We start from the raw sequence: 18,730 nt of genomic DNA on the forward strand, positions 1-18,730 counted from the left end.
AGCGCCAGACCACACTGAGAGGGTGACAGCAGGCAAGGAAAGCGGCACAGGACGGCCGCGTACCGCCTCTCCGGACGGTGCAAGTCCCAAGCTAAGGAACAGGGAGCGGACGGATGAAGCATGGCTCCTCTAGGCATTTCTGGTGGTTGGCCCCGGTCCTCATCGTGGCCTTCCTCGTTGCTGCGGTGGATTTGCTGCACTGGAATGCACTGAAGCCGGTCATCATCGAGCGCGTGGAAGAGACTACCGGACGCCAGGTGGCCGTGAGGGGCGATGTGGGTATCGACCTGTTTCCCCGGCCACAGCTGACACTCGAGGACGTGACGCTCGACAATCCCGATTGGGCCGAGGCTGAACACCTGCTCGAGGCGCGGCGTATCACCCTGACGCCCGCCCTCGGCGATCTGCTACGCGGCCAGGTCTCGTGGGATGAAGCTGGAGTAAGCGATGCGACCCTGAACCTCGAGCAGCGCGCCGATGCCCCGGGCAACTGGCATTTCGACACCGGCCGGGAAGAGCGCCAGACCCAGGAGGACTCGGCTTCTCGCCTGCCCTTGCGCCAGCTCTCCATCGCCGACTCGCAAGTCCATTACCGGGCCGCCCAGGCAGAGATCCCGCTCGAGTTTTCCCTCTCCAGCCTAGAGATACAAGCCGACGACGAGGCCCTGCACACCGAGGCGATGCTGTCGTTTCGGGAGCGCCGTTTCGAATTGGAGGCCGATACCGACCCCATCGCGAATTTCACGAATGCCGCCCAGGCATTCACTGGCGACGTTTCTCTCAGCTCCGAAGAAAGCCAGTTCACCGCCACCTTCGAGGCGCCCGGCGCGCCATCCCTGGAACGCCTGCAGCTGGACGCCGAGCTCAACCTTCAGGAGCTGGCCGACTGGGCCCGATGGCTAGACCTGCCACCGATCGAGCTGGACCAGCTTGAGGCAACGGCGCACTTCGAGCGCGACGGTAGCCAATGGCGGTTGCACGACATTGAAGCCTCCGCGGCCGAAAGCCGCCTCGGCGGCGAGCTGGTGGTAGATACGTCGGGCGAGGCGCCGACCTTCGACGGGCGGCTCTCCTCACCGGAGCTCGATGTCGCCGCCTTGCGCGAGGCCATGCCGGAATCCGAGGAAGAGACGGCGGTCTCGGTGCCCGTGCTGCCGGACTGGCGGGGCGAGGTGGCTCTCTCCGTGGAGCGCATTCAGCTAGCCGATACCTTAATCCGAAACGCCCAGGGGCGGGCCAGGCTCGCCGAGCACACGGTGTCACTCGCACCTTTTTCCTTCGAGCTGGCGGACGGCAACGTCGAAGGTGAAGCTCAACTGACGAGCGACCCCGAAACGCTCGAGGCGCGGGCTCGGCTCTCTCTGCAAGATATCGACCCGGCGCAGCTGGGCGTGGGGCAAGACCCCGGCGCCACGCTGGATGCCGACCTCGCGCTGGCGCTCGGTCCCCTGCCACAGCGCGACAGTCATCCGCGCGACACGCTGCTGGAGCAGCTTCGCATCGTCGACGCCCAGGCTGCCTATCGCCACGTGGAGGCCGGCAACGACCTTGAAGCAACACTAGAGAGCACGGCGGGAAAGCAACCCACCGGGCTGCGCCTGACAGCCAGCGGCACCCTACTCGGCGAGCCGCTGGACCTGCGTGCCAGCGGCGCCCCCCTACCCGAGCTGTTCGACCTGCAAACGGGCAGCCTGAGACGGGATTACCCGTTCGCGGCGCAGGCGACTTCCGGCAGGCTGGAAGCCGCCACCGAGGCGACCCTCGACCTGCTCCTCAGCCCCGAGACCTTCGCCATCGACCTGACGCTCGACGACGCAAGCGGCCGCGCCCTGGAAAACTGGATCGGCCCGGTGCTGCCGCCCCTGCCCGGCTATCGGCTCGCCGGCCGGCTGAGCCGGGACGGCGAGCAGTGGGCCGCCAACGGGGTCGAAGGGATGGTCGGTTCGACCCCAGTGGCCGGCAACGTGGAAGTGCACGCCACGGAGCGCCCTGAGATCACGGCCGATATCGAGGCCGGGCGCATCGAGCTGGCGCAGTTCATTCCCGCTGATCAGGCATCGGACGACACGGCCCGGGACGAGTCGCTGCTGGCGCCGCTGAGAAGCTTCGACGGGGAATTGGACCTTCAGGCCGACGCCCTGGTGCTGCCCAATGAACTCGTACTGCAAGACCTCGCCCTCGATGCCGAGCTGGATTCAGGCCGACTGCAGGCGGACCTTTCGCGATTTCGCCTGGCAGACGGTTCGCTCAGCGGCGCACTGACGCTGGACGCCGGCAGCGCACCGGCGTCCGGGCACCTGGATCTGGTCTTCGACGATATCGCCCTGAGCCGCCTGGGCGACACCTTCACTACGGTGGAGGACCGCCTCGGCCGGCTGTCGGGCGACCTGCACCTCGACGTGAGCGAAGCGCTGCCCGGCGTTCGCCGCAACGATCTGCTGTTGCCGTTCCTCGGCCACCTGAGCTTCGCCCCCTCGGAGCTTCGCTTCGTTGACCCACGCGCCGGCACCGACCTGACCCTGCGCCTGGAAACCCAGGGCGCCGGCAGCGGGAACCAGACGTTCCGGCTGCAAGGCGAAGGCCGCTACGACGGCGCCCCGGCCTCGCTTACCCTGCAAGGCGACCCCCTGCTCGACGCCCGAGACCCGGATCGCCCCTACGCCGTCGAGCTCGAAGCGGACCTCGTCGACACGAGCATCCAGCTGCAAGGCTCCCTCATGCGGCCACTCGCGCTGGCCGGGCTGGATCTGCAGCTCGCGGTGGAGGGGCCGAACCCGCAGCGCCTGAGCCGCCTGTTGGGTGTTTCGCTGCCCGAACTGCCCCCCTACGCCGTGTCGGGAGACGTCCAACTGGAAGATCAGCGCTGGACCTTCCGTAACATGCAGGGGCAGGTCGGCGACAGCGACCTTGCCGGCCGACTGGCGCTCGATGTCGGTGTCACGCCACCTCGACTGGAAGGAAAGCTCTCCTCCCGCTTTCTCGAACTCGAGGACCTGGGTTTCCTCGCCGGTGCCACCCCCGAGGAGACCGCCGACGACCGCTTCGTGCTGCCCGATACGCCCATCGTCACCGAGGGCTGGCAAGGGGTCTCCGCGGACGTGAGCTTCCGGGGTGAATCGGTGCGCGCAGGGAACCTCCCCTTGAGCGACGTGACCTTAGACTTCGAGCTCGAGGATGGCCGCGGCCGCTTCGCCCCACTCCGCTTCGGCGTGGAAGAAGGCAGTGTCGATCTCACGCTCGACATCGATTCCAGCACCCGGCCTCCCAGCGGCACGGTGCAGGTGGAAGTCAAGCGTCTGGATCTTAACGATGCGCTGCAGCATTGGGAGCTGGCCGATGAAAGCGTCGGCACTATCGCCGGGCGCGGCAAGCTGTGGATCGAGGGTGCTTCGATCGCCGAGCTGCTGGCCTCCGCCGATGGCGGTGTGGTCGCGCTGATGACCGGCGGCAAGCTGGATGCGCTGCTCGTGGAGCTTGCCGGCATCGATGCCGGCCAGACATTCTTGAGCTGGGCGCGAGGGCGCGGCCCGATTCCCATCGACTGCGCTTACGCTGACCTTCAGGCGAGGGACGGCGTGGCCCAGATGGACACCTTCGTGGTCGACACGAGCGATACCACCTTCACCCTGGGAGGCCAGCTCGACCTGAACCGGGAACAGGTGGATGTCAGTATCATCGCTCATCCCAAGGACCCCAGTCTCTTCGTCGGCCGCTCCCCCCTTCATCTCGGCGGCACGTTCTCCGACCTCGACCTCGACCCGCACCGCCAAGGGCTTGCCCTGCGGGCCGGGGCAAGCGTCGCCTTGGGTGCCCTTGCCAGCCCCATCACCGCTCTTCTGCCGCTGCTGGAGTTCGGCGCCGGTCCCGACGTGGCCTATTGCCAAGGCTTGATCAGCCGCTCCCGTGGCGCCATCGCCGACGAGGAGGCCGATTGATGCTTCGATGCCGCCGTCTCATGTCTCTTGCCCTACCGGGGCTCCTGCCGCTCGTACTGGCCGCTTGCACCGCTGCCCCGGTCAATGAATCCGCCAGACTCGAGCAGCAGGATTCGCTCGCTGCCGTACAGATCAAGGCCCGGCTTCTCGAAGCGCCGGACCTGGCGGGTTCGGCCATCGACGTGGATCTCGCCGGTGACCGCGCCATCCTCACAGGCTTCGTCGAGACCGAGGAGCAGCGTGAACGGGCCGCCACCCTCACCCGGGAGCAGGACGGGGTGGCGCAGGTGGACAACCGCATCACCGTGAAATAGTCCCCCGGCGCGCTATTCGCTTCCCGTCGTCAGCAGCTCCGCTTCCATGGCCTCCAGTGCCTCCTCGGCGTCGAGCCATTCGGCTTCCAACTCTTCGAGCCGCGCCTTCAGTTCACCCTGGCGGGCCAGGTGCTCGGTGAGCGCGGCCTTGCGCGCCGGGTCGGTATAGAGCTCGGCCTCGCCCAGCGTCTCCTCCACCGCGGCCAGCTCCGCCTGGGCCTTCTCCATGGCCTGCTCAGCGCGGTCGCGCGCCTTCTTCAGCGGGCGCAGCTTCTCGCGCAGCTCGGCGGCGGCGCGGCGGCTCGCCTTGCGGTCCTCCTTCGGTGCGGGCCCCTCCGCCTGGCGCTCGGCCTTGTCGGCTCGCGCCTCGCGTCGCTCGCCCTCCAGCCGCGCCTTGAGCCAGGCGCGATAGTCCTCAAGATCACCGTCGAAGGGTTCGACACGATGGTCGGCCACCTTCCAGAACTCGTCGACGGTGGCACGCAGCAGATGGCGGTCGTGGGAGACCAGGATCACCGTGCCTTCGAAGCTGGCCAAGGCCTCGGTGAGCGCCTCGCGCACCTCCAGGTCAAGGTGGTTGGTGGGCTCGTCGAGCAGCAGCAGGTTGGGTTTGCGCCACGCCACCAGGGCCAGCGCCAGGCGGGCCTTCTCCCCGCCCGAGAAACGCCCCACCTCGCCGAAGGCATCGTCACCCGGGAAGCCGAAGCCGCCGAGGAAATTGCGGATCGACTGATCGCTGGCAGTGGGCGAGAGGCGCTGCACATGCATGAACGGCGTGGCCGCCATGTCGAGCCCCTCGAGCTGATGCTGGGCGAAATAACCGACGCTGAGATGCTCGCCCGGCACCCGCTTTCCCGCCAGCAGCGGCAGCTCGCCGGTCAACGACTTGATCAGGGTCGACTTGCCAGCCCCGTTGGGTCCCAACAGGCCGATACGTTGTCCCGGTAGCAGGGTCAGCTTGACCGCGTCGAGCTGCACCTTCTCGATGCCGGCTTCGTCGCGGTAGCCGAGTCGTGCCTGATCCAGCACCAGCAGCGGATGCGAGGTCTTGTCAGCGGCGGGAATGGTGAAATGAAACGGCGAATCGGCGTGGGCCACGGCAATGTCGCCCATGCGCTCGAGCATCTTCAGCCGGCTCTGGGCCTGGCGCGCCTTGCTCGCCTTGGCCTTGAAACGCGCCACGAAGCGTTCGATCTCCTCGCGCCGTGCCTGCTGCTTGGCGGCCTCGGCCTGCTGCAGCGCCAGCTTCTCGGCGCGCGTGCGCTCGAAGGTGGAGTAGTTGCCGCGATAGAGCACCAGCCGACGCCGGTCGAAGTGCACGATGTGGTCGCACACGGCATCGAGGAAATCGCGGTCGTGGGAAATCAACAGCAAGGTACCGGGGTAGCGCATCAGCCACTGCTCGAGCCATAGCAGGGCATCGAGGTCCAGATGGTTGGTGGGCTCGTCGAGCAGCAGCAGGTCCGACGGCATGAACAGCGTACGCGCCAGGTTGGCACGCATGCGCCAGCCGCCGGAGAACGCCGACAGTGGCCGCTCCAGGTCGGCCTGGGTGAAGCCCAGCCCGATCAGCAGTTGGGCGGCACGCGCCGGGGCGCTGTAGCCGTCCAGCGCCTCGATGAGGCCGTGCAGCTCGGCCTCGCGGTGAGCATCGCCACGCTCGCGCGCTGCACCCAGATCCACCTCGGCCTGGCGCAGCTCACGGTCGCCGTCGAGCACGTAGTCGACGATGGCGCGATCCAACGCATCGACCTCCTGTGCCATGTGGGCGATGCGCTGGCCTCCGCTCATTTCTATCTCGCCGCGATCGGGGGCAAGCATGCCCAACAGCAAACCGAACAGGCTGGACTTGCCGGCCCCGTTGGGGCCGACGATCCCGGCCTTGTGACCGGCGTGCAGGGTCAGGTCGGCGTTCTCGAGCAGGGTCTGGGTGCCGCGTTGCAGGGCAACCTGGCGCAGTGCAATCATGCAGGCTCCAACTGGCAGAAAGGTGGCGCCACGGCGCCGGGCCCCGCTTGCGTGGTCCGGCTGGTGACGACGGGTTCATGACGGACGATTCTACCGCAACGCTTGCCGCTCTGCGGGCCGGGCTTGGCGCCGACCCGCTGTGGGACTTTGCCCTCGCCTTCTACGCTCGCCCCGGCGTTGAGGCCGCCTGTCTGTGCCTGCAGGACGAGGCCGGCATCGACGTGTGCGAACTTCTGTGGCACTGCTGGCTGTACCGACACGGCCTGACCCTGAGTGAGGAGCCGCCCGAGCTCGAGGGCATTCGGCGCTGGCAGCGCAGTGTCACTCAATCGTTGCGTGATCTGCGCCGTCAGCTCAAGGCAGAGGCCGCCCGCAGCCCTGGCATCGCCGATGTGCGCCGACGAATCCAGCAGGCCGAACTTGCCGCCGAACGTGAAACGTTGCAGCGTCTCCAGTGCCTCGCCCAGCAGGCCGAGCAACTCACGCCCCTGCCAGCGAACGATCCAGGTCTCGAAATTTCCCTGGCAAGTCGCTGGAAACTACAGAAAAAAGCACAACTTTTGGCAGCTCAAACCCTCGAATACCGCCTTGACCCTCTCTAAGGGGCACGCTAGCCTGAAAAAAGCTGTGTAGCTTTTTGTGGCTACCTATTGCCTGTTGATGTCGCTTGTTTTCACGGGCCAAACCTGCGAGGAGAAGATAATAATGAAGGCAACCCAGTTGTTGACCACGGCCAGTATCGGCGCCATGTTGCTCGGCATGTCCGCGGCCGCATATTCCGATAACTGGCGTTATGCGCATGAGGAATATGAAGGTGACGTACAAGACGTATTTGCCGTCGCCTTCAAGGAGCATATCGAGGAAAACTCCGACCACAGCGTTCAGATTTACCGCTTCGGCGAGCTGGGTGAGTCCGACGATATCATGGAGCAGACCCAGAACGGCATTCTCCAGTTCGTCAACCAGTCGCCCGGCTTCACCGGCGCCCTGATTCCGTCGGCCCAGATCTTCTTCATTCCCTACCTGCTGCCCACCGACGAAGAAACCGTGCTCGAGTTCTTCGAGGAGAGCAAGGCGATCAACGAGATGTTCCCCGAGCTCTACGCTGAGCACGGGCTGGAACTGCTCAAGATGTACCCCGAAGGGGAAATGGTGGTCACCGCCGACGAACCGATCACCTCGCCGGAGGACTTCGACAACAAGAAGATCCGGACCATGACCAACCCGCTGCTGGCGGAAACTTACAGCGCCTTCGGCGCAACGCCGACGCCGCTTCCGTGGGGTGAGGTCTACGGCGGCCTGCAGACCGGCATCATCGACGGTCAGGAGAACCCGATCTTCTGGATCGAGTCCGGCGGCCTGTACGAGGTCTCGCCGCATCTCATCTTCACCGGCCACGGCTGGTTCACCACCGCCATGATGGCCAATCAGGATTTCTTCGAAGGACTCTCCGAGGAGGATCAGCAGCTGGTTCGGGAAGCGGCTGACGTGGCCTACGATCACACCATCGAGCACATCCAGGGGCTGTCCGAGGAGTCGCTGGATAAGATCATGGAAGCCTGTGACGAGTGCAGCGTGACCCGTCTCGACGAGGAGCAGATCCAGACCTTCCGCGAACGCGCGCCGCAGGTCGAGGAGGAGTTCCTCGAAATGACCGGCGAAACCGGACGCGAGCTGCTCGAGCAGTTCAAGGCCGACCTGGAAGCGGTTACCGAGAACGGCGACAACGGCTGAGTTCCTGGATCACGCCACCGCACCGGGGGCAGCTGAGGCTGCCCCCGAGTTGTTTCAAGCGGTATTGAAAGAGCCCCGTGCACATGGCATGGGACAGGCGGTAACCGCCACGTAGTGGGTTGCAGCGTATATGCAACGTTGAGGTCGCTGAGGTGTTCGGCACCGGCACTTGGTGGCTACGCTTAAGACTCGTCAGCCCGTATTCGGCTTTCGCACCAAGAGGAAGCGCCATCATGTCCGAAGAAGAAGCTGAAAAGAACTATCGCTCCGGTCTCCCTGGCTTTCTTGGCACCATCGACACTCTGATCAGCAAGATCGAGGCCGTCATCCTGGCAATGGGGGTGCTGTTGATGGCCATCAATACCATTGCCAACGTGATCGGACGCTTCGTCTTTGGCAGCAGTATTTTCTTTACCGGCGAGATCAACCGGATCCTGATCATCATGATTACCTTCGCCGGCATCGGCTATGCCGCGCGTCATGGGCGCCACATTCGCATGTCGGCCGTCTACGATGCCCTGCCGGTCGGTGGGCGCCGGGTGTTGATGATCATCATCTCGCTGTTCACCGCGCTGGTCATGTTCTTCCTGCTCTACTATTCGATCGTCTACATTGCCGATCTCTACTCCAAGGGGCGGGTTCTTCCGGCGCTGAGCATTCCGGTCTGGATCATCTATGTCTGGGTGCCCCTGGGCTTTCTGATCACCGGCATCCAGTATTTTCTGACCGCGATCAAGAACATGACGTCGCGTGACGTTTATCTATCGACCGGTGTCCTCGACGGCTACAAGGATACGGAAACGGAAGTCTGACGCAGCTCAGGTGTTCGGGGGAACACAGCATGACCACAGTAATGGTAACGACGATGATCGCCCTGCTGCTGCTGGGCTTTCCGATGATGATTCCGCTGATCACGGCAGCCGTCATCGGCTTCTACATGATGTTCAACGGGCTGGGTCAGATGGATACCCTGATCCAGCAGATGATGGCGGGCATACGACCCGCCTCCCTGATAGCGGTCCCGATGTTCATCCTAGCCGCTGACATCATGACCCGAGGGCAATCGGCCGAGCGTCTCATCAATATGGTGATGGCCTTCATCGGCCACGTGAAAGGCGGACTCGCCGTCAGCACCGCGGCCTCTTGCACCCTGTTCGGGGCGGTTTCGGGCTCGACACAGGCCACGGTGGTGGCCATCGGCTCGCCGCTGCGCCCCAAGATGCTCAAGGCGGGTTACTCGGACTCCTTTACCCTGGCGCTGATCATCAACGCCAGCGACATCGCCTTCTTGATCCCGCCCAGCATCGGCATGATCATCTACGGTGTCATTTCGGGCACCTCGATAGGCGAGCTGTTCATTGCCGGCATCGGTCCGGGCCTGCTGATATTGCTGATGTTCTCGGCTTACTGCGTGGCCTACGCCATCCTCAAGGACGTGCCGACGGAGGCCAAGTCCAACTGGCAGGAGCGCGGCCGGGCCGTGCGTGAAGCACTCTGGCCACTCGGTTTCCCGGTGATCATCGTAGGCGGAATCTACGGCGGCATCTTCAGCCCCACCGAAGCCGCTGCGGCGTGCGTACTCTATGCCATCGTGCTGGAGTTCGTCGTCTTCCGCTCTCTGAAGATTCCGCACATCTATGCCATCGCCAAGTCCACCGGCCTGATCACTGCGGTCGTATTCATTCTGGTGGCCGTGGGCAACGGCTTTTCGTGGATCATCTCGTTCGCCCAGATTCCGCAGGCCATTCTCGAAGCCGTCGGCATCAACGAGGCCGGCCCCACCGGGGTGCTGATCGCGATCTGCGTGGCCTTCTTCGTGGCCTGCATGTTCGTCGACCCCATCGTGGTGATCCTGGTGCTGACCCCCATCTTCGCTCCTGCCGTCGCGGCCACCGGCCTCGATCCGGTGCTGGTAGGGGTGCTGATAACGCTGCAGGTGGCCATCGGCTCGGCGACGCCTCCCTTCGGCTGCGACATCTTCACCGCCATCGCCATCTTCAAGCGCCCCTACTGGGAGGTGATACGCGGAACGCCACCCTTCGTGTTCATGCTGATTCTGGCGGCGGCGCTGATCATCATATTCCCCCAGATCGCCCTCTTCCTGCGCGACATCGCCTTCAGGTAGTAGCGCGGCCGAACTGTTACCTTAGGAGTCGCTGAGATGTTCAATCGCATACTGGTTCCGGTGGATGGTTCGAAGGGCGCCCTCAAGGCGCTGGAGAAAGCCGTCGGTCTGCACCTGCTGACCGGCGCCGAGCTCTACATCCTGTGCGTGTTCAAGCACCATAGTCTGCTGGAGGCCTCGCTCTCCATGGTGCGCCCGGACAGGCTCGATATCCCCGACGATGCCCTCAAGGAGTACGCCACCGAGATCGCCGTTCACGCCAAGAGCGAGGCGGTCGAGCTGGGCGCCGATCCGGCCCGTCTGCGCGCCTTCGTCAAGGGCGGCCGCCCTTCGCGCACCATCGTGCGCTTCGCTCGCAAGCGGGAGTGCGACCTGATCGTGATCGGTGCCCAGGGCACCAACGGCGAGAAGGGCCTGCTGCTGGGCAGCGTGGCTCAGCGGGTCGCGGGCTCCGCTCACTGCCCGACCCTGGTCGTATGAGCCCGTCGGACCCGTAGCGTGCGGCAAGTGCGGAACCGGCGCCGCCCTGATAGAGTCCGAGTACTGTTGCATGCCGCTCAATGACTGATCGATAGGACTCTGCATGAAAAGATTGCTGACTTCCGCCTCCTTGGTTGCCCTGGTGGCCGCGGTACCGTTCGCGCTGGCCGCACCGGAAACCGAGGACGAACGTCTCAGCTACAGCCTGGGTGTCGCCTACGGCCAGAGCATCGCCCAGGAGTACCCCGAGCTCGACATCGAAGCTTTCACCGACGCCATTCGCGACCTCATCGAGGGCAATGAGCTGGCCATGGAAGCAGATGAGATGGCCGAAACCTTGAGCCAGTTCCAGCAGGATGCACTGGCCGCCCGCCAGGCCGAGGCCGAGGAAGTGGCCGAGCGCAACCTCGAAGAAGGCCAGGCCTTCCTGGAGGAGAACGCTGAGCGCGAGGAGGTCACCACCACCGATTCGGGCCTTCAGTATGAGGTAATAGAAAGCGGCGATGGCGAAAGTCCCGGGCCGAGCTCGCATGTCGAGGTGCACTACGAGGGTACGCTGGTCGACGGCACCGTGTTCGACAGCTCCTTCGACCGCGGTGAGCCGCTGAACTTCCGTGTAGACCAGGTCATCGAGGGCTGGCAGGAAGCGCTGCAGCTGATGAGCGTGGGCGACACTTGGATGCTGTTCATTCCGCCGGAGCTGGGCTATGGCGCTCAAGGCCAGGGCCCCATCGGTCCCAACGAGACCCTCATCTTCCGCGTCGAACTCCTCGATGTGGTGGAGTGACACCGGCCGAATGAAAGCGCTTCTGTTGAGTGCCGGACTGCTGCTGGCATTCGCGGCCAATGCCGAAGAACGGCTGCCCGAGCTGCCCCGGCTCGCCCTCTCACCTGATGCTACCAGCGTGATCGGTGTCTCTTCGGGCGGCTACATGGCCACCCAACTGGCCGTCGCCTGGCCACAGCGCTTCCAGGGCTTGGCCGTGCTCGCTGCCGGCCCATGGAGCTGTGCCGAGGGCGGCCTGGGCCAGGCCCTCGGCCGGTGCATGTCGCTGCGCCGGGGCAGCCCCGATCTCGACGCCTTGAACGTGCGCCTGCGCGACTACCAGGCACGCGGGCTGGTAGGCGAGGCCGGCGACATCGCCGAGCTGCGGGCCTTCGTCTGGCATGGCGAAGAGGATCGCGTGATCGATCCCTCGCTCGGCAAGGCGCTGGCCGAGCAGCTGGCCGGCTGGCTGGCCGATCCCGAGGAGCAGTTGAAAGCGGTCGAGTCGCCTGGCGTCGGCCACGGCTGGCCGCTCGAGGCCGATGCGCAAATTCCACCCGGTCGACTGGCCCGATGTAGCGACGGTGGGGGAACGCACATGCTGGCCTGCGGCATGGACATTGCCGGCGAGGCGCTGAGTTGGCTGCACGGCACGCTGGAGCCCCCCGTCGATGCGCCGACGGCCCGGCTGCTGCGCTTCGACCAGGCGCCGTTCGATGCGCGCGGCCTGGGCGACGCCGGCTATGTGCTGATTCCCGAGACGTGTGAGTCGGGAGGGTGCCGACTCACCGTGGCGCTGCACGGCTGTGGCATGACCGAGGAGCTGCTCGACGACGCCTTCGCACGTCATAGCGGACTCAACGAGTGGGCCGAGGCCAACCGCCGTGTCGTGCTCTATCCCCAGGCCAGCAGCAGCCTCGCCAACCCGCAGGGCTGTTGGGACTGGTGGGGATTTGCCGAGAGCACTTGGCAGCTCGATCCGCTCCACGACACGCGCGAGGGCACCCAAGTGAAGGCGCTGATGGCCATGATCGAGCGGCTAGAACAATCGCCGGAGGAGTAGAAGACGGCGCATACGCCTCGATAAGGAGGCTAGCGCCCGACCCTCCCTATCCGCCGAGTTCTTGTTCCAGCGCCGCACGCAGCGCATGCGGCGTCGGCGAGTAGAGCACCCGCTGCAGGATCGTTCCGTCGCGGTCGACCAAGTAGAGGGAAGAGCTGTGGTCGATGGTGTACTCCATCGCCGAGTCGGGGGTTTCCACGCGCCGCCAGATGATCCCGTAACGCGCGGCCAGCTCCTCGAGTTGCGCCTGACTGCCGGTGGCACCGATGAAGTTGTCACCGAAATAACCCACGTACTCGGCCAAGCGCTCCAGCGTATCGCGTTCGGGATCCAGCGACACCAGCAGCGGGACCACACGGCGCCGCTGCTCCTCGTCCAGCCCCTGCATCACCTGGCGCATGACTGCCATGCTCATCGGACAGACGTCCGGACAGTGGGTATAGCCGAAGAACAGCACGGCCAGTTGGTCGTCCTCGAGCTGGGACAGGGAGAACTCCCCCTGGGTAGAAGGCAATTCCACCGGACCACCCTGCGGGCCCTCGCTCCCGGCCTGCCGCAGCTGCTGGTAGCCGAATAGCCCGCCGACAGCCACCAGCACGACCAGCGCGCCTACTGCCCCCCAGATACGTTGCCGCTTCATGGCACACTCCGCTCCACTGTGAAATCGAACCGGCTTCCCAGCCGGCCCTCTGCGGTTTCCACCACGACCTGTGCCTGCCAGGGCATGACCGACTCGGTGCAGATCGGCACCTGGCCGACCCCCTCGAAACGCCCACTATCCTGCTTGCTCAGGGGAAAGCGATGCAAGCCCATGTCCATGTCGCGACCGATGAAGTCGACGCTGGCCGCCTCGACCTCGATACCATCCACGCGAACCGTCAGCGGCAGCAGCTCCAGGGCCCGTATCCTTCCCGCAGCCTCGACATCCAGGGTCAGCGTGCGCCCCCCGCCAAGGCTGGCAGTACAGGCCGACTGGTGAAGATCGCAGGGCAACGTGGCGGCATGCCAATCGACATCGGCTTCGCCGCGCAGCAGGTGTGCAGCCAAGTACCAGAGCGCCACACAAAGGGTCAGCAGCGTGACCAGCATCAACAGACGCAACCTCGGGAAACGGGATTCGCCCGTATCGGGCTGGGAGGGAGAGGACATGGCAGCAAGAGCAGCACTTTATCGGATAGGAGGGTAAGCTTAACAGCATTTGTCGTCCGGCCAGGCGTGTACCGTTGTCGCAGGGTTTAACGCTCATTTAATGGCCAACCGCCACGAAGGATACCGCTATGCAAGGCGTCGCCGATGCCCTGGGCCCCCTGTTTCTGCTGATCCTGCTCGGTGCCGCGCTAGGTCGGCTGCGCCAGCCGGACGGTGACTTCTGGGCGCAGCTCGAGAAGGTCATCTACTTCCTGCTCTTTCCCGCCATGCTGGTGGCCACCCTGGCGACCGCCAACGTGGACGAGGTGCCGGTGGTCCGCCTGGCTCTCGCCCTGCTCGGCAGCCTGGTCGCGTTCTCCGTCCTGCTGTGGGTCTCGCAGCGCCGGCTGGGACTCGAGGCGGCGGCCTTCACGTCGGTGTTCCAGGGCGCGCTGCGCTTCAATACCTACGTCGGCGTGGCCGGTGCCGCCGCCCTGCATGGGTCGGCCGGCGCCACGGTGGCGGCGGTGGCCGTGGCGCTGATGGTGCCGGTGGTCAATGTACTGTGTGTTGCCAGCTTCATAGCCGCCGGCACGCTCGGCCCCTCGAGCCTGGGCAAGAGTCTGGCGGCACTGGTGCGCAACCCGCTGATCCTCGCCTGCCTGGCCGGCATCGGCCTCAACCTCTCTGGCATCGGCCTACCCGGCTGGAGCGGCTCCGCAGTGGAGCTGCTGGGTCGCGCCGCCCTGCCACTGGGTCTGGTCGCGGTGGGTGTCGCTCTGCGCCCTCCGGCGCTGCTGCGGGTGGATCGCGGTGTGTGGGCTGCCAACCTGGTCAAGCTGGCACTGATGCCCGCTCTGGTGTTCGCCTTGGCGCTGCTGCTGGGGCTGGATGCCGTGAGCCGCGACGTCGCTCTGCTGTTCGCCGCCCTCCCCACCGCCACCTCGGCCTACATCCTGGCTCGCCAGCTGGGCGGCGACGCCGAACTGATGGCCGCCCTCATTACCGGCCAGACGCTGCTGGCCATGGCCACCCTGCCCCTGTGGCTACACCTGGCTGGAAGCTGAAATAAAAAACATTCGCATTCGTGTTGACATCGATAATGAGAATGGCTTACATTGAAGGCGTGGTGTTGATGAGGCACCACGGCCATTAGGGGAACCGCCAGTTTCCCGCTATGGTTTCTCCCCCTCATTGCTAGTCACGGTCTTGCCTGCGCCTCCTCTGGAGGCGCTTTTTTTGTGCAAAAAATAGATCCCCTCATTGCTGCTTTATACAAATTCAGGGTCTTGCCTGCACCTCCCCTGGCAGCGCATTCTTGTGCAGAGAACACCCCCTCATTGCTGCTTTATACAAATTCAGGGTCTTGCCTGCACCTCCCCTGGCAGCGCTTTCCTGTGCTGAGAACACCCCCTCATTGCTGCTTTTTACAAATTCAGGGTCTTGCCTGCACCTCCCCTGGCAGCGCTTTCTTGTACAGAGAACACCCCCTCATTACTGCTTTTTACATATTCAAGGTCTTGCCTGCGCCTCTCCTCACCCAGAGCTTGCGCCGCGCCAGGGCCCGCGCCCACGCAGGCGTTCACGCAATAGCTCGGCCAGGGCCTCGGCGGCAGGTCTTGATCCAGGCTCGATGGATTGGGCGAAGTGCAGCTGCGCTTCGCAGCGCCCCAGCACGGGCAATCCTTCGTCTTCGCCGAGTTCGCGCATGGCCGGGGTGAGACGTTCACGGTCGAGCACGCTGATCGCCAGGCCCCGTTCTACCGCCCGCTCGATGGCGTGAATGCTGGTGCTGGTGAACACCGCGTGCCAGGGCCTGCCGAGCCGCTCCAGCGCCTCGGTCGCCAACGCCCGATAGGGGCAATCGACCTCGTGCAGGGCCAGCGGCAGGCTGTCCCGCTCGGTCAGGTTGGCGATGCGTGGCGCCGCCCATACCGGCCTGGTACGCCACAGCGGCTCGCCTCCTGGCAGCGCGATGGGGCGATCCAGCACCACCGCCAGGTCCAGCCGCGCGCGCCCCAACTGACGTGCCAGCTCACCGCTGGTGGCCGTCACTGCCTGCAGCAGCACCTCGGGGTGGCGCGAAGTGAACTCGGGCAACACGTCGCCGAGCAGCTCGCGGGCGTAATCCTCGGGCAGGCCGAAGCGTACCTTGCCTCGCAGGCCGCGCCCGGCATAGCGGGCGACGATCCCGTCATGCATGCGCAGCAATTCGCGCGTCTCCTGCAGCAGCGCCTCGCCCGTGGTGGTAGGCACCACGCCGCGCGGCCCGCGTTCCAGCAGGCGGGCATCGAGCAGCGACTCCAGGCGCTTGATCTGCATGCTGATGGCACTCACGGTACGGTGCCGCTGTTCGGCCGCCGCCGCCAGCGAGCCAAGCTGAGCCGCCGCCTGGAAGCTGCGCAGCAGTTCGAGATCCAGCGTCGAGCTGACTTCAGCCATATTGAACCCTGACTGCAACAAATATCGCTTCATTGAAGCCTCTATGGCGGTCAAGCTCAAGCTCCCTCATCGAGGAGTAGGAAAATGCCACATCAGGCCCTATCGCTATGGATCGCCGTCGGCTTCGTGGTGTGCTGGAGTTCAGGCTTCGTCGGCGGCCGACTCGCCAGCGCATTGGATACGCCAGTGCTTGCGCTATTTGCCTGGCGCTTTTTGCTCGCCGCCCTGCTGGTGGCGTTATGGTGCCGATGGCGGCTCGGCGAAGCGCCGAGGGCGAGAGACATGCGACGTGAGATGGCGGTCGGCAGCCTGACCATGGGCGGCTACTTGCTGGGCGTGATCGTGGCCATCGACCTGGGCGTCAGCGCCAGCGTCACGGCGCTCGTCACCGCCCTGCAGCCGCTGCTGGCGGCGGCACTGGCAGGCCCCCTGCTGGGAGAGCGCCTGCTACCGCGAGGCTGGCTGGGAATGCTCGTCGCCACCCTGGGCGTGACGCTGTGCGTGGCCGACGACATGCAGCAACCGCTGGCCGCGCCGTGGTGGGCCTATCTGCTGCCGCTACTGTCGGTGATCTCGGTCACGCTCGGCAGCGTACTGGCCGTGCGCCAGGTACCCGCCATGCCGCTATCGGCGGCGCTGCTGGCCCAGTTGCTCGCGGCCGCGGGCATCTTCCTGCTGGCCGCGCTTGCAGCGGGGGGAGGAAAGCTGCCAGCGCCGACGCGCGAGCCCACTTTCCTCGCCGCCATCGCCTGGCTGGTGGTGCTGTCGAGCCTGGGCGGCTACGGCTTCTTCATCGCCAGCCTGCGTCGGCTGGGCATCACGCTGACCTCGGCGCTGGTACACCTCACGCCGGGGGTGACGCTGCTGTGGGCCGCGGCGATGTTCGGCGAACGCCTCGGCCCGACAGGCATCGCCGGCATGGTGCTGGCCGGCGGCGGCGCCGGCCTGGCTATTCGCTACGTTCGAAGATCAGATCCCACACGCCGTGACCGAGACGCTCGCCGCGCGCCTCGAACTTGGTCAGCGGACGAAACGCAGGCCGCGGCACATAGGGTGCCGTCTCCGGGGTCGCAGAGTTGACGTAGCCCGGCGCGGCCGCCATCACCTCGGCCATCCACTCGGCATAGGCCTGCCAGTCGGTGGCCATGTGCAACTTACCGCCCAGCTTCAAGCGGGTGCGAATCAGCTCGACGAAGGCGGGCTGCACGATGCGCCGCTTGTGGTGCTTCTTCTTCGGCCAGGGGTCGGGGAAGAACAGCTGCAGGGTGTCGAGGCTGGCTTCCGGCAGGCACTGTTCGAGCACGGCCAGGGCGTCCTCGCGATAAACGCGGAGGTTGGTCAGGCCACGCTTGTCGGCCTCGTCGAGCAGCTTGCCCACCCCCGGGGCGTGCACCTCGATGCCGATGAAATCGGTATCGGGATGGGTCTCGGCCTGTTCGATCAGCGAGGCGCCCATCCCAAAGCCGATCTCCACCACCCGCGGTGCCCGGCGCCCGAACAGGGCGTCGAGGTCCTGCCGCCCGTTGGCCAGGGTCAGGCCCAGCCGCGGCCAGACCTCGTCCAGGCCGCGGGTCTGGGCCTGGGTCATGCGCCCGGCACGCAGCACGTAGCTCTTGATGCCGCGACGATGCAGCGGGGCGTCCGATCCTTCCGGGCCGGTGGTGGCAATATCGCGTTGCGGGTCACTCATGGATTCGTTGTGGCTCCGGTGGGTTCAGCCGTTGATGCGGCCGGCAAAGGGCGAGGAGGGCTCGGCGGTCTGACGACGCGGCATGCGACCGGCGAGGAAGGCCTCGCGCCCGGCCTCGACGGCTTTCTTCATGGCACTGGCCATCAGCACGGGCTGATGCGCGTGGGCAATGGCCGAGTTCATCAGCACGCCGTCGCAGCCCAGCTCCATGGCCATAGCGGCATCGGAAGCGGTGCCGATCCCGGCATCCACCAGCACCGGCACCTGCGCCTGGTCGATGATCAGGCGGATGTTGTGCGGGTTCTGGATGCCATGGCCGGAGCCGATCAGCGAGCCCAACGGCATGATCGCGCAGCAACCCAGACGCTCGAGCTCCTTGGCGACGATGGGGTCGTCGCTGGTATAGACCATCACGTCGAAGCCGTCTTTGATCAGCTCTTCCGCCGCCTTGAGGGTCTCGACCACGTTGGGGTAAAGGGTCGTGTCGTCGCCCAGCACCTCGAGCTTGACCAGCTTGTGGCCATCAAGCAGCTCGCGGGCCAGCTTGCAGGTGCGCACGGCATCCTTGGCGGTATAGCAGCCGGCCGTGTTGGGCAGCAGGGTGAAACGATCCGGCGGCACCACGTCGAGCAGGTTGGGACCAGCCTCCTGGCCCAGGTTGGTACGCCGCACGGCAAAGGTAACCACCTCGGCGCCGGAGGCGGCGATGGCATCGGCCGTCTCGTCGAAGTCCTTGTACTTGCCAGTACCGACCAGCAGGCGGGAGGTGAAGGCGTGGCCGGCAATCCGCAGCGGTTGATCCTGATAGAAATCTGTCATCGCATGAGCCTGTGTCTGTAGCGGAATCTGGAGGAACGGGCGGGCGAGGAGTCCCCTCTAGCCGCCGCCGATGGCATGCACGATCTCGATACGGTCGCCGTCGGTCAGGGACGTGGTCTCGTGCTCGCTCTTCGGCACGATCTCCTCGTTGCGCTCGACGGCGATACGCCGCCCGCTCAGACCAAGGCTGTCGATCAACTGCGCCAGCGTGAGACCGGGGGCAAGGTCTCGGGCCTCACCGTTTAGCTGAATCTGCATGGCGTGCT

The 18,730-nt window shown here is 65.4% G+C and carries 17 protein-coding genes and 1 pseudogene; 11 read left to right on the plus strand and 7 right to left on the minus strand.

All coding sequences use genetic code 11. From position 1 onward, the window contains the following. Nucleotides 1-185 precede the first annotated feature (185 nt). Both HNO53_RS20270 and HNO53_RS20275 read left to right on the plus strand, forming a co-directional pair. Complete coding sequence (locus HNO53_RS20270) at nt 186-3,935, plus strand: AsmA family protein (RefSeq protein ID WP_420827846.1); 3,750 nt, start codon at nt 186-188, stop codon at nt 3,933-3,935. Continuing rightward, nucleotides 3,935-4,249, plus strand: a complete 315-nt coding sequence (locus HNO53_RS20275; RefSeq protein WP_209474702.1) for a BON domain-containing protein — start codon at nt 3,935-3,937, stop codon at nt 4,247-4,249. Before HNO53_RS20270 ends, HNO53_RS20275 begins: the two co-directional genes overlap by 1 nt. Before the next feature lie 12 nt (nt 4,250-4,261). Here HNO53_RS20275 and HNO53_RS20280 read toward each other — a convergent pair whose 3' ends face one another. Beyond that, a complete protein-coding gene (locus tag HNO53_RS20280) occupies nt 4,262-6,217 on the minus strand; it encodes an ATP-binding cassette domain-containing protein (protein WP_209474704.1) in 1,956 nt (651 codons plus the stop codon). 77 nt (nt 6,218-6,294) lie between these two features. On the opposite strand from HNO53_RS20280, the gene HNO53_RS20285 reads away from it, so the two are divergent. The 7 genes from HNO53_RS20285 to HNO53_RS20315 all read left to right on the plus strand — a co-directional run bounded on the left by HNO53_RS20285 (nt 6,295) and on the right by HNO53_RS20315 (nt 12,385). After that, nucleotides 6,295-6,819, plus strand: a complete 525-nt coding sequence (locus tag HNO53_RS20285; protein WP_209474706.1) for a TIGR02444 family protein — start codon at nt 6,295-6,297, stop codon at nt 6,817-6,819. A 103-nt stretch (nt 6,820-6,922) separates the two neighbouring features. Beyond that, nucleotides 6,923-7,951 (plus strand): TRAP transporter substrate-binding protein, encoded by a 1,029-nt coding sequence (locus HNO53_RS20290; RefSeq protein WP_209474707.1) that lies wholly within the window; start codon nt 6,923-6,925, stop codon nt 7,949-7,951. A gap of 233 nt (nt 7,952-8,184) precedes the next feature. Next, entirely contained in the window at nt 8,185-8,763 is a 579-nt protein-coding gene (locus HNO53_RS20295; RefSeq protein WP_209474709.1) for a TRAP transporter small permease, read from the plus strand. A gap of 29 nt (nt 8,764-8,792) precedes the next feature. After that, nucleotides 8,793-10,076, plus strand: a complete 1,284-nt coding sequence (locus HNO53_RS20300) for a TRAP transporter large permease (RefSeq protein WP_209474711.1) — start codon at nt 8,793-8,795, stop codon at nt 10,074-10,076. Between the two features lie 36 nt (nt 10,077-10,112). Continuing rightward, nucleotides 10,113-10,556 (plus strand): universal stress protein, encoded by a 444-nt coding sequence (locus tag HNO53_RS20305; protein ID WP_209474713.1) that lies wholly within the window; start codon nt 10,113-10,115, stop codon nt 10,554-10,556. A 103-nt stretch (nt 10,557-10,659) separates the two neighbouring features. Next, nucleotides 10,660-11,343 carry a BamJ family beta-barrel-assembly machinery protein gene (locus HNO53_RS20310; protein WP_209474715.1) on the plus strand — a complete coding sequence of 228 codons (684 nt, stop codon included), beginning with the start codon at nt 10,660-10,662 and terminating at the stop codon, nt 11,341-11,343. A 10-nt stretch (nt 11,344-11,353) separates the two neighbouring features. Then, nucleotides 11,354-12,385, plus strand: coding sequence for a PHB depolymerase family esterase (locus tag HNO53_RS20315; protein WP_242597483.1), 1,032 nt, complete (start codon nt 11,354-11,356; stop codon nt 12,383-12,385). A 46-nt stretch (nt 12,386-12,431) separates the two neighbouring features. Here HNO53_RS20315 and HNO53_RS20320 read toward each other — a convergent pair whose 3' ends face one another. Together HNO53_RS20320 and HNO53_RS20325 are read right to left on the minus strand one after the other, a co-directional pair. Further along, a complete protein-coding gene (locus HNO53_RS20320) occupies nt 12,432-13,025 on the minus strand; it encodes an SCO family protein (RefSeq protein WP_209474719.1) in 594 nt (197 codons plus the stop codon). Beyond that, on the minus strand, nt 13,022-13,534 hold the full coding sequence (locus HNO53_RS20325; protein WP_209474721.1) for a hypothetical protein: 513 nt from the start codon (nt 13,532-13,534) through the stop codon (nt 13,022-13,024). The genes HNO53_RS20320 and HNO53_RS20325 overlap by 4 nt, the downstream gene beginning before the upstream one ends. A gap of 128 nt (nt 13,535-13,662) precedes the next feature. Between HNO53_RS20325 and HNO53_RS20330 the strand changes: the two genes are divergently transcribed. Next, a complete protein-coding gene (locus tag HNO53_RS20330; RefSeq protein ID WP_209474723.1) occupies nt 13,663-14,580 on the plus strand; it encodes an AEC family transporter in 918 nt (305 codons plus the stop codon). A 469-nt stretch (nt 14,581-15,049) separates the two neighbouring features. On the opposite strand, the gene HNO53_RS20335 is transcribed toward HNO53_RS20330, so the two are convergent. Then, complete coding sequence (locus tag HNO53_RS20335) at nt 15,050-15,955, minus strand: LysR substrate-binding domain-containing protein (RefSeq protein ID WP_209474725.1); 906 nt, start codon at nt 15,953-15,955, stop codon at nt 15,050-15,052. Between the two features lie 84 nt (nt 15,956-16,039). Between HNO53_RS20335 and HNO53_RS20340 the strand changes: the two are divergent. Continuing rightward, a pseudogene (locus HNO53_RS20340) lies at nt 16,040-16,894 on the plus strand (DMT family transporter); the annotation flags it as partial. Nucleotides 16,895-16,904: 10 nt separating this feature from the next. Here the strand turns inward: HNO53_RS20340 and trmB are convergent. From trmB to thiS, 3 genes are read right to left on the minus strand one after another with little or no spacing between them, the layout of a single operon-like run. Then, nucleotides 16,905-17,645, minus strand: coding sequence for a tRNA (guanosine(46)-N7)-methyltransferase TrmB (gene trmB / locus HNO53_RS21535; protein WP_240549369.1), 741 nt, complete (start codon nt 17,643-17,645; stop codon nt 16,905-16,907). Nucleotides 17,646-17,669: 24 nt separating this feature from the next. Beyond that, nucleotides 17,670-18,464: a thiazole synthase gene (locus tag HNO53_RS20345; RefSeq protein ID WP_209474729.1), complete on the minus strand. Its 795-nt coding sequence runs from the start codon at nt 18,462-18,464 to the stop codon at nt 17,670-17,672. A 57-nt stretch (nt 18,465-18,521) separates the two neighbouring features. After that, nucleotides 18,522-18,722 (minus strand): sulfur carrier protein ThiS, encoded by a 201-nt coding sequence (gene thiS / locus HNO53_RS20350; RefSeq protein WP_209474731.1) that lies wholly within the window; start codon nt 18,720-18,722, stop codon nt 18,522-18,524. Between the last annotated feature and the right edge of the window lie 8 nt (nt 18,723-18,730).

The organism is Billgrantia antri (assembly GCF_017868935.1).
Taxonomy (GTDB): Bacteria; Pseudomonadota; Gammaproteobacteria; order Pseudomonadales; family Halomonadaceae; genus Halomonas; species Halomonas antri.